The organism is Bradyrhizobium sp. MI1.3, assembly GCF_055811695.1.
The window spans coordinates 1-9,958 of sequence record NZ_JBVVPQ010000054.1 but is presented as its reverse complement, the minus strand read 5'-3'; the positions used below and the strand labels follow the sequence as shown (position 1 = coordinate 9,958).

General features: G+C 63.7%; 10 protein-coding genes. 5 read left to right on the top strand and 5 right to left on the bottom strand.

The genetic code is table 11. The annotated features are described in order from the left end of the window. Positions 1–175 precede the first annotated feature (175 nt). On the top strand, positions 176–574 hold the full coding sequence (locus AC0L3A_RS29640; protein ID WP_035993593.1) for a gamma-glutamylcyclotransferase family protein: 399 nt from the start codon (positions 176–178) through the stop codon (positions 572–574). Here AC0L3A_RS29640 and AC0L3A_RS29635 read toward each other — a convergent pair. From AC0L3A_RS29635 to AC0L3A_RS29625, 3 genes are all read right to left on the bottom strand, one after another. Continuing rightward, complete coding sequence (locus AC0L3A_RS29635; RefSeq protein WP_007596625.1) at positions 571–1,134, bottom strand: chlorite dismutase family protein; 564 nt, start codon at positions 1,132–1,134, stop codon at positions 571–573. The two genes, AC0L3A_RS29640 and AC0L3A_RS29635, sit on opposite strands and share 4 nt — an antisense overlap. Positions 1,135–1,204: 70 nt before the next feature. Further along, the gene (locus AC0L3A_RS29630; RefSeq protein WP_245285940.1) at positions 1,205–1,444 is read right to left on the bottom strand and encodes a BrnA antitoxin family protein; all 240 of its coding nucleotides are present in this window, start codon (positions 1,442–1,444) and stop codon (positions 1,205–1,207) included. Between the two features lie 25 nt (positions 1,445–1,469). Further along, the gene (locus tag AC0L3A_RS29625) at positions 1,470–1,781 is read right to left on the bottom strand and encodes a BrnT family toxin (RefSeq protein ID WP_007596621.1); all 312 of its coding nucleotides are present in this window, start codon (positions 1,779–1,781) and stop codon (positions 1,470–1,472) included. A 159-nt stretch (positions 1,782–1,940) separates the two neighbouring features. Here AC0L3A_RS29625 and dnaG point away from each other — a divergent pair, with 159 nt between their 5' ends. The 3 genes from dnaG (at position 1,941) to AC0L3A_RS29610 (ending at position 7,071) form a co-directional block, all read left to right on the top strand. After that, positions 1,941–3,953 carry a DNA primase gene (dnaG, locus tag AC0L3A_RS29620; RefSeq protein ID WP_473255677.1) on the top strand — a complete coding sequence of 671 codons (2,013 nt, stop codon included), beginning with the start codon at positions 1,941–1,943 and terminating at the stop codon, positions 3,951–3,953. A gap of 377 nt (positions 3,954–4,330) precedes the next feature. Then, entirely contained in the window at positions 4,331–6,481 is a 2,151-nt protein-coding gene (gene rpoD, locus AC0L3A_RS29615) for an RNA polymerase sigma factor RpoD (RefSeq protein ID WP_007596618.1), read from the top strand. Positions 6,482–6,690: 209 nt separating this feature from the next. Then, positions 6,691–7,071 (top strand): thiol-disulfide oxidoreductase DCC family protein, encoded by a 381-nt coding sequence (locus AC0L3A_RS29610; RefSeq protein ID WP_371261371.1) that lies wholly within the window; start codon positions 6,691–6,693, stop codon positions 7,069–7,071. A gap of 18 nt (positions 7,072–7,089) precedes the next feature. Here the strand turns inward: AC0L3A_RS29610 and AC0L3A_RS29605 are convergent, their stop codons facing one another. Further along, on the bottom strand, positions 7,090–7,326 hold the full coding sequence (locus tag AC0L3A_RS29605; protein WP_007596614.1) for a hypothetical protein: 237 nt from the start codon (positions 7,324–7,326) through the stop codon (positions 7,090–7,092). 623 nt (positions 7,327–7,949) lie between these two features. After that, positions 7,950–8,888: an OmpA family protein gene (locus tag AC0L3A_RS29600; protein WP_473255693.1), complete on the bottom strand. Its 939-nt coding sequence runs from the start codon at positions 8,886–8,888 to the stop codon at positions 7,950–7,952. A gap of 169 nt (positions 8,889–9,057) precedes the next feature. Here AC0L3A_RS29600 and AC0L3A_RS29595 point away from each other — a divergent pair, with 169 nt between their 5' ends. Continuing rightward, positions 9,058–9,864 carry a lytic murein transglycosylase gene (locus tag AC0L3A_RS29595; RefSeq protein ID WP_473255676.1) on the top strand — a complete coding sequence of 269 codons (807 nt, stop codon included), beginning with the start codon at positions 9,058–9,060 and terminating at the stop codon, positions 9,862–9,864. Positions 9,865–9,958: the final 94 nt, after the last annotated feature.

Genomic DNA, 9,958 nt, shown 5'->3' with positions numbered 1-9,958 from the left:
CGCGCGGGGGGGGGCGGTGGCGCGCCACCCCCCGTTCGGGCTGCTGGCCGCGCGGGGCGGGGGGCCCCCCCCCCCCCCCGCCCACCCTCCCCCCCCCGCCCCCCCCCCCCCCCCCCCCACGACCATGGAATGTGTGGCGCTGTCGCTCTGCATCATTCGCAGCTATAGAGCCCGCATGATCTCCAATCGTCTTTTCGTCTACGGCACGTTGATGCGCGGCTTCGACCATCCGATGGCGCGGCTGCTTGCCGGGCACGCGGATTTTCTGAGTGAAGCGACCTGCCGCGGCCGGCTCGTTCTGGTGAAGCATTATCCGGGGCTGCTGCTCTCCGATGTGCCGTCCGACCGCGTCCACGGCGAACTCTTCCACCTGCGCGTACCCGACGAGCTCCTGCGCGAGCTCGACATGTACGAGGCCTGCGGTGAGGGCTTTCCCGAGCCGACCGAATATCTGCGCCGGCTGGTCGACGTGACAGGCGCGGACGGGGTGACGGCACCGGCCTGGACTTACATCTACAACTGGCCCGTCACCGATCTGCCGCGCATCGAATCCGGCCGCTTCCTCGATCACTAGGCCGAAAGCACTTCCTTCACCGCGCGCACGTCGACCTCGCGCTCGACATAGGTCCACTCCTCGGTCCGCCGGAGCATCGCGACCAGCTCCTCGAACAGCGAGGCGTGCGCGGGCGCGAATTCGAACCAGGTTAGGAAATCGAAGGGCCCGCCAAGGTCGCGGCAATGATAGAGCTGCCGCGCAATCGCAGGCAGGAAGCGCAGGCTGCTGGCGATGTGATGCGACTTGTCTTCAAATATCCTGCGGCGTTCTTCCTGGGTCAGATCCCACCAGGCCTGCGACTTGCGGATCGGGATCAGCGCGGCGCTGGTTGCTTCCAGCCGGCCGAGGCCGGCCTGCATGGCAGTGAGCTGCTCCTTCTCGCCGCGCTCGGTGTAGCGCAAGCTGCTCGCGACACCGACCAGCCGCCAGGCATTGCGCGAGGGCACCAGCGGCAATGCGATGGCCTCGCTGTCGGTGACCGACAGCGCCGGCATGAAGGCGAGGGGCTCGCCCGTGACGGGCGAAATCGAGGTGATGCGCCAACCCCCGCTCTGGCCGCCTCGGAAGGTCCTGAACATGGCCCATGGAAGCGTGGAACCGGGGCGGGTTCAAGGCTTCTGTCACGAGCCTTCGAAGATATTCTCCGGATCAAGCCCGCTTCTTCGGCTTCGACTTCTGCTGCATGAAGGAGCGCAGCACCGCATTGATGCGCCGCTGATAGCCCTCGCCATCGCGCTTGAAGAAGTCGAGCACGTCCTCGTCGAGGCGGATGGAGATCGCCTTCTTCCTCGGCGGCATCACCAGCACGGCGTCCGACCAGTCGACGTCCTTGAACTCCGCCCAGTCGGGATCATTTGCGATCGAGGCTTCCAATTCCTCGTCCGTCATTGCATCGACACGGGCCCAATCACTATTACCCTTGCGGCGATCTCCCCATCGACGCTTCACGATATGCTCTTTTTTCATCTGGCCTCGGACGTCGCGCTGAAATGATACGGATCGCTTTGTCTCTTCGCGTGAAGATCACTGTCAGAAGTCGGTCGTCGAGTTTTCCGATCGCGATCCACCGCTCTTCGTCGTTGCGATTCGACCGTTTGATGACGACACGTTCGTAGAAGACCTGACTGGCATCGTCGAAGCTGATGCCATGTTTGATCAGATTAGTCCGGTTCTTCTCTTCGTCCCATTCAAACCCGGCAGACGCGAGAGAGCTGAAATCCGGCATCAGTTTCTCTGTATATACAATCGTATTTTTGGATTATCAAGCCTGTGGATATGGACTGAACATATCATGAACATTAAATAAGGCGTTGAAGCAAGGCCGGCGTTCGCCTTTCTGAGGTGGGCGCTTCACGCGGCCGAGCTGACAGAGTTCCATTCCGCCATGCGCTTCACGCCCCAATTCCTCGACGAGCTGCGTGCCCGGCTTTCGGTCTCCGAAGTCGTGGGCAAGCGCGTCAAGCTGAAGAAGGCGGGGCGCGAGTGGAAGGGGCTGTCGCCGTTCCAGCAGGAAAAGACGCCGTCCTTCTACGTCAACGACCAGAAGGGTTTTTACCACGACTTCTCCTCGGGCAAGCACGGCGACATCATCAGCTTCGTGATGGAGACCGACGGCCTGCCGTTCGCGGAGGCCGTGGAGCGGCTCGCCAATATGGCGGGCCTTCCGCTGCCGGCGGTGACGCCGGATGCGGCGCGTCAGGAGCAGCGGCGCCGCTCGCTGCACGACGTGATGGATCTCGCGGCGAAGTTCTTTGCCGAGACGCTGGCCTCGCGCGTCGGCGCCAAGGCGCGCGGCTATCTCGCCGATCGTGCGATCTCGCCGGCGACGCAATTGCAGTTTCGGCTGGGCTATGCGCCGCCCGATCGCTTCGCACTGAAAGAGCATCTCGGCAAGCTCGGCGTCTCCGTCGACGACATGATCGAGACCGGCATGCTGGTGGCAGGCAACGACATCCCGGTGCCCTATGATCGCTTCCGCGATCGCGTGATGTTTCCGATCACGGATCTGCGCGGCCGCGTCATCGCCTTCGGCGGGCGCGCGCTGGAGAAGGACGTTCCGGCCAAGTACCTGAACTCGCCGGAGACGCCGCTCTTTCACAAGGGCGACAATCTCTACAACCACCAGACCGCGCGCAAAGCCACCCATGACGGCAGCGCTCTCGTCGTGGTCGAAGGCTATGTCGACGTCATCGCCATGGTCACCGCGGGCTTTGCCGGCAGCGTGGCGCCGCTCGGCACCGCGCTCACCGAGAACCAGCTCGCGCTGCTCTGGAAGATGGCGGACGAGCCGATCCTCTGCTTCGATGGCGACCGCGCCGGCCAGAAGGCGGCGTATCGTGCCGCAGATCTTGCCTTGCCCTTCCTCGCGCCCGGCAAGAGTCTTCGTTTTGCGCTGCTGCCGGAGGGACAGGACCCCGACGATCTCGTGCGCTCCGGCGGTCGCGGCGCGATCGAGGAGGTGATCGCGGCGGCGCGTCCGCTCGCCGAGATGATCTGGTCGCGCGAGCTCGAAGGCGGCAATTTCGCCACGCCAGAGCGCCGCGCCGCGCTGGAGGCGCGCATCAAGGAGCTCTCCAACGGCATCCGCGACGAGGTGGTGCGGCGCTATTACCGGCAGGATCTTGCCGAGCGGCTTCAGCGCGCCTTTGCCCCCGAAGGCGGGCGCGGCGGCTTTGGCGGCGGCCGTGGCAATTTCCGCCCCGGCTCGGCCGGTCGTCAGTTTCAGCCCCGTGGTGGGGGAGGCGCGAATCGATTCGGCAATCAGGGATTTGGAGGCCGCCGCGGCCCGCCCGGTCCGATCCAGCTGCCCTCCGGGCCCTACCAAGCGGCGAGCGCGCAGCTCGCGGCAAGCCCGATCATGCGCGGTCAGCGCAGCGCCATCTCCCGCCGCGAGGCCCTGATCCTGCAAATCCTGATCAACCACCCCTGGCTGCTGCACGATCACCTCGAGGAAGTCGCGGCCCTGGAGCTCGCCCATCCCGAGGTCCATAAGCTCCGGGCCGGCATCATCGCCGCTTTTGCCAACGACCATCACCATTCGCCGGACCCTGGCGAGCTCGCCGAGAAAATGCGCAGCGACCTCGAGAAGGGCGGATTTTCGCAGGCTCTTCAACGGGTTGAGGGCGGCATCACGACGGCGGCGGTGTGGGGCGCCCGCGAGGGCGCGGCACGGGACGACGTTCTGTCCACGTGGCATCAGCTGGTCGCCTTGCATCGGCAGTACCATTCACTACTTAGAGAGCTGAAAGACGCCGAGCTGGCCTTGGGGGAAGATCCCAGCGAGGCCAACATGGCGTGGCTGCGCGACGTCAAGGCTCGGATAGGCGAAGTCGACGGCACCGAGGCCCTGATCGAGGGTTTTGGCGAGCTGTCGGGCCGGTTCCAGAAGAGCGTGTGATGAAAGAATCATGCGGACGGCCGGGACCGGAACCGCTAAAAGACTCGCCAAATCCGAGGTTTGGCGGCAAAAACAGGGTTAATCGAGGCTTAACGGTCTTGTAGCACTTTGGCCACCAGGCGGCCGCAGGCAGAACAGACGCGTCAGGAATGAATCCGCGCAATTGCTGTTGGCACTACACCTGCATCCGCTGCGACAAAGAGGCTCTACGAAGCGTTAGGCAAATCCGGCGAGTGAAAGGTCGGGGGTGGCGACAAGAGGTCCGCGCCGCCCTTTTCGTGTCGAGATCTGACGAAGCGAGAGCATCGAGCAACAGGTTCAAGTGATTTCACGCGGGCGCGGCGAACGTCTGTGTGAAACGCGTTTAGGAGCAATGGATGGCCACCAAGGCAAAGACGCTGCAGGCGAAGGACAAGGAAAAAGACGACAAGGCAGCGGACGCGCCGGAGAAGGACTCCCAGGACGCGCCCTCGCCGTTGCTCGATCTGTCCGACGCGGCCGTGAAGAAGATGATCAAGCAGGCCAAGAAGCGCGGCTTCGTGACCTTCGATCAGCTCAACGAAGTTTTGCCGTCCGACCAGACCTCGCCCGAGCAGATCGAGGACATCATGTCCATGCTCTCGGACATGGGCATCAACGTCACCGAAGCCGACGATAGCGAAGGCGAGGAAGACAAGGACGAGAGCGGCGAGGACGAGACCGACAACGAGCTGGTCGAAGTCACCCAGAAGGCCGTCACCGAGGTCAAGAAGAGCGAGCCGGGCGAGCGCACCGACGATCCCGTGCGCATGTATCTGCGCGAGATGGGCACCGTCGAGCTGCTGTCGCGCGAAGGCGAAATCGCGATTGCGAAGCGCATCGAGGCCGGCCGCGAGGCGATGATCGCAGGGCTGTGCGAAAGCCCGCTGACCTTCCAGGCCATCATCATCTGGCGCGACGAGCTCAACGAAGGAAAAATCTTCCTTCGCGACATCATCGATCTCGAAGCCACCTATGCCGGGCCCGACGCCAAGGCCGGCATGAACAATGCGATGATCGCGGGTCCCAACGGTGAGACCGGTGAAGCGCCGGCCGAAGGCGGCCAGGTCACCGGCGCCGCGCCCGCGCATGTCGCGCCGCCCGCCGCACCGCCGTCGCCGACCCCGTTCCGCGCCGCGCCTGTGCCCGGCAATGCCGGCGAAGCCGCGAAGGATCCGGCGGAGTCCGCCGCCGAAGCCGACATGGACGAGGACGACGAGTTCGAGAACCAGATGTCGCTTGCGGCGATCGAGGCCGAGCTCAAACCGAAGGTCGTCGAGATCTTCGACAAGATCGCCGACAGCTACAAGAAGCTGCGCAAGCTGCAAGAGCAGGACATCCAGAACCAGCTCGAGAGCACCTCGCACGGCCCCTCGCTGTCGCCGCACCAGGAGCGCAAGTACCGCAAGCTCAAGGACGAGATCATCGTCGAGGTGAAGTCGCTGCGCCTCAACCAGGCGCGTATCGACTCACTGGTCGAGCAGCTCTACGACATCAACAAGCGCCTCGTCTCGCATGAGGGCCGCCTGATGCGCCTCGCCGACAGCCACGGCGTCGCGCGCGAGGACTTCCTGCGCAACTACACCGGCTCGGAGCTCGATCCGCGGTGGCTCAACCGTGTCTCGAAGCTGTCGGCCAAGGGCTGGAAGAACTTCGTCCATCACGAGAAGGACCGCATCAAGGACCTTCGCCACGAGGTGCATCAGCTCGCGGCCCTGACCGGCTTGGAGATCATCGAGTTCCGCAAGATCGTGCACTCGGTGCAGAAGGGCGAGCGCGAAGCCCGCCAGGCCAAGAAGGAGATGGTGGAAGCCAACCTCCGTCTCGTGATCTCGATCGCCAAGAAATACACCAACCGCGGCCTGCAGTTCCTCGACCTGATCCAGGAAGGCAACATCGGCCTGATGAAGGCGGTCGACAAGTTCGAGTACCGCCGCGGCTACAAGTTCTCGACCTACGCCACGTGGTGGATCCGGCAGGCGATCACCCGCTCGATCGCCGACCAGGCGCGCACCATCCGCATTCCCGTGCACATGATCGAGACGATCAACAAGATCGTGCGCACCTCGCGCCAGATGCTCAACGAGATCGGCCGCGAGCCGACTCCTGAGGAATTGGCCGAAAAGCTCGGCATGCCGCTGGAGAAAGTGCGAAAAGTCCTCAAGATCGCCAAGGAGCCGTTGTCGCTGGAGACGCCCGTCGGTGACGAGGAGGATTCACACCTCGGCGATTTCATCGAGGACAAAAACGCGATCCTGCCGATCGACGCCGCGATCCAGTCGAACCTGCGCGAGACCACCACGCGCGTGCTGGCCTCGCTCACCCCCCGCGAAGAGCGCGTGCTGCGCATGCGCTTCGGCATCGGCATGAACACCGACCACACGCTGGAAGAAGTCGGCCAGCAGTTCAGCGTGACCCGCGAGCGTATTCGTCAGATCGAGGCGAAGGCGCTGCGGAAGTTGAAGCATCCGTCGCGGTCGCGGAAGCTGCGGAGCTTCTTGGATAACTAGTTCAAGCGCCGCGACTTGGCGGTTGTTGAGACAATAACGGCGGGCGAAAGCCCGCCGTTTTCGTTCGCGCCTACTTCGACCGCGTTCAGCCAAAGAGCCTCATCAGCTTTCTATCGGATTATACTTCCGATGAGAAAGGTGCATCGATCTTGCAATGCCGAATGGATGGCTCCTGCCTCGACGTGGCGCAGATAGACATTTATGCTTCGATGATGCCGGCTCACCTCACCGTCTGGTACAACACCCGCTGCCCTGTCTGCGATGCCGGCATCGACTGGCAGCGCAACAAGCTGCTCGCGTTGGTGCGCGCGGGCACGATCGAATTCAGGGATATCAACGAGCAGCCCGATGCGCTGGCGCACTTTGGCGCCACGCTCGACGATATCAGGCGCCGCCTGCATGCGACCGATGAGGCCGGCCGACTTATCGTCGGCGCGGATGTCGCGATTGCGCTGTGGAGGCTGACGCCGGGAGAGGGGTGGCTTGCGGGGTTGTTCGGCAATCGCGTGGCGCTGCCGTTCACCCGGTTCTTCTATGACCGGTTTGCCGATCTGCTGTTTGCCTGGAACAGGCGGGCCGGGCGCTGGTGAGCGCCTGCCTGGATCGGCCTATTTCTTCTTCGCGCCGACCCGCTCGAGGTTCTTGATCTCCAGCGCCGGGCGGCCGGATTTTTCGGCGATCTCGCGGTCCTGCTCCATGATGAAGGCGCGGGCCGGCTCGTCGCCGTCGAGGCCGCCGAGCAATTCGGCGGGCACGCGCCGGTTGGAGCGTTGGGAGCCGTCTTCATAGAAGACGTTGAAAAAGGCGAATTCGCCCTTGGGATTGGTTCCGGGTTTTTTGGCCATGGCCGGCTTTTCGTCGATCAGGGGGCCATAGTCAAATGACTTTGGCAGGTTTCCGGAGGCCGGCTGCGGACGCTGCTGCGGCAGAACTGGCTGGGCGATCGATCGACGAACCCGTTTGCGCGGCGCTTGGATGTCGGGTGGAAGCGTCCAGCGCTTCGTAAAACCCGATGCGCTCCTTCGAGGAGACCCTTACCTTCAGCCTTGCCTCACCCTTGCCGCAACAAACGGCGGGCCGCGAAGCCCGCCGTTTATCTTGGTCTTCAGCGTCGCCCGGGGCTGGCAGGGCGACAACCTAGAATAGAATGTTATAACCGGCGCCATGCCATGGCAAGGCAAATCGTTGGCGCTGCGATGTCGCAGCGAGCGCATGAGATATGCAGTGGTCGCGACATCGCGTTTCGATCAGCATCAAAGCAATTGCTTGGACGGCTAAAGCACTTTGTTCATATTTCCTGCTCTCGCAACGCAACGCAACGCAGCGAGCGCTGCGCGCCTTGTCAGAACGCGCGTTTGCCTGCACGTATTCCCGCGTGCGTGCAGAAGTCGCGCTGACAAACATATGTTAATCCGTTTTCGCCCTTCACGCTGTTCCCATCACGTTACGAGTGCCGCATGCACCGTTCTCACGGCGCCACCAGCTCCACGCGCCGGTTGAGCGCACGGCCTGCGTCCGTTGCATTCGGGCCGACCGGCGCCAGCAATCCAACACCGGCAGTGCGCAACCGCGCCTGCGCGATGCGAAAGTTCTTCACCAGCTCGGCTGCGATGGCTTCGGCGCGGCGCTTCGACAGGTCGAGATTGTATTCATAGGCGCCCTGGCTGTCGGTGTGGCCGACGATGAAGACGTTGAGCTGCGGCTGGCTCGTCAGCAGCTTTGCGATCTGCTCCAGCGTCGGGCGGCTTTCCGGTTTGAGCACGGCCTTGTCGGTGTCGAAATAGATGCCATAGAGCGCGATGTGGCCGGTCTCGCCAAGCCCCTTCGCCATCGCGGCGGCGTCCACCATCTTGTTCGCGATGGCGCCGAGCTCGGCGACGGTGACCTGCGTGGTGATGTCCTGGTTGTTCTGGCTGACCAGGACGCTGGCGAAGGTCTCGCGTCCGCCCTCGGTCTTGCGGCCGGCGTAGTAACGGTAGTTGAAACCATCGACCCACATCTGCGGGACCGGCAGCGTGTCGATAGCTTCGGTAAAGGGAATGGCGCCGCAGGCATCGGTGTCGCAGGCGAGCAGGGTCTCGAAGCCGGCTTTGGCCAACTGCGTCTCGAAATTGCGCGAGACTTCCAGGATCGAGGGGCCGGGATTGGTGCGATAGGCGATGCGAATAACGCGACCCTCGAGCCGCCGCGCATCGACGGGCTGGCCGTCCTTGAAGGGAGCCGCCTGCATCCGCGCCGCGTCAAAATCCTTCATCGCATAGCCGGTGATGACGCTGCCGGCGAACCGGCCGATGCCGGGATAGTCGCGGCTGCCTGCGACATCGCGCGTTTGCGCGGAAGCGGCAGTCAGGGTGAGGAAGAGCAATGCGAGGACGGCGAGCATCCGGCGCGACATGGACATGGTCATGAGCATAGGCATGGTCATCTCGATCGGTTGGGGAGGGGCGAGCGCATTTGATTTGTCGCAGACAGGATGCGATCGGTTCTGGCGGGGATTTGCCGCTTTGACGCGAATCCGGTTCCCGGGCATGATCGCGCGCTGCCTTCCCCGCCCATTCCCTGTAGGATTCATCCGAATGTCGAAATACGCCTTGGCCATCGCCGTCATCGCCTGTCTGGCCGGCGGATCGGCGCAAGCCGCGCGCTGCGGCGGCGACTTCAACAGCTTTGTCGCCAGCATGGCCTCGGAAGCGCAAGCTGCCGGCGTCTCGGCGAGCGTGACCAGCGCGGCGCTCAGCGGTGTGCAGCAGGACGGCGCGGTGCTCGCCTTCGACCGGCGCCAGCGCTACACCTTCAACAAGAGCTTCGAGCAGTATGTCTCGACCCGTGTCGGCCCTGGCCGCATCAATGGCGGCAAGGCACTGCTGCAGCGCCACGCCGCACTGCTGTCGCGCATCGAACAGCAGTTCGGCGTGCCCCGTTATATCCTGGTTGCGATCTGGGGGCTGGAGAGCGATTTCGGCAAGGGCGACATCGGCAAGCTGCCGGTGATCCGCACCCTGGCGACGCTCGCGCATGACTGCCGCCGCACGGAGCTGTTCCAGGGCGAGCTGCTCGCGGCGTTGAAGATCGTGCAGCGCGGCGACCTGCCGCTGCGCGACCTGATCGGCGCCTATGCCGGCGAGATCGGCCAGACCCAGTTCCTGCCGTCGTCGTACGTCAAGTACGGCGTCGATTTCGACGGCGACGGCCATGTCGATCTCCGCCACAGCGTCCCCGACGTGCTCGCCTCGACCGCGAACCTGCTCCACACCAGCGGCTTCAAGATGGGCCAGCCTTACGGCGAAGGCACCGCCAATTTCGAAGCCATGCGCGAATGGAACAGGGCGGTGATCTATCGCAAGACGATCGGGTATTTTGCCGATCGGCTGGCGGGGCAGTGAGGGCGTGACGTCTCTCCGCCGTCGTCCTGGCGAAAGCCAGGACCCATAGCCACCGAATTCAGTTTGGCGAAGACTGCCAGTTACCAGGTACGTG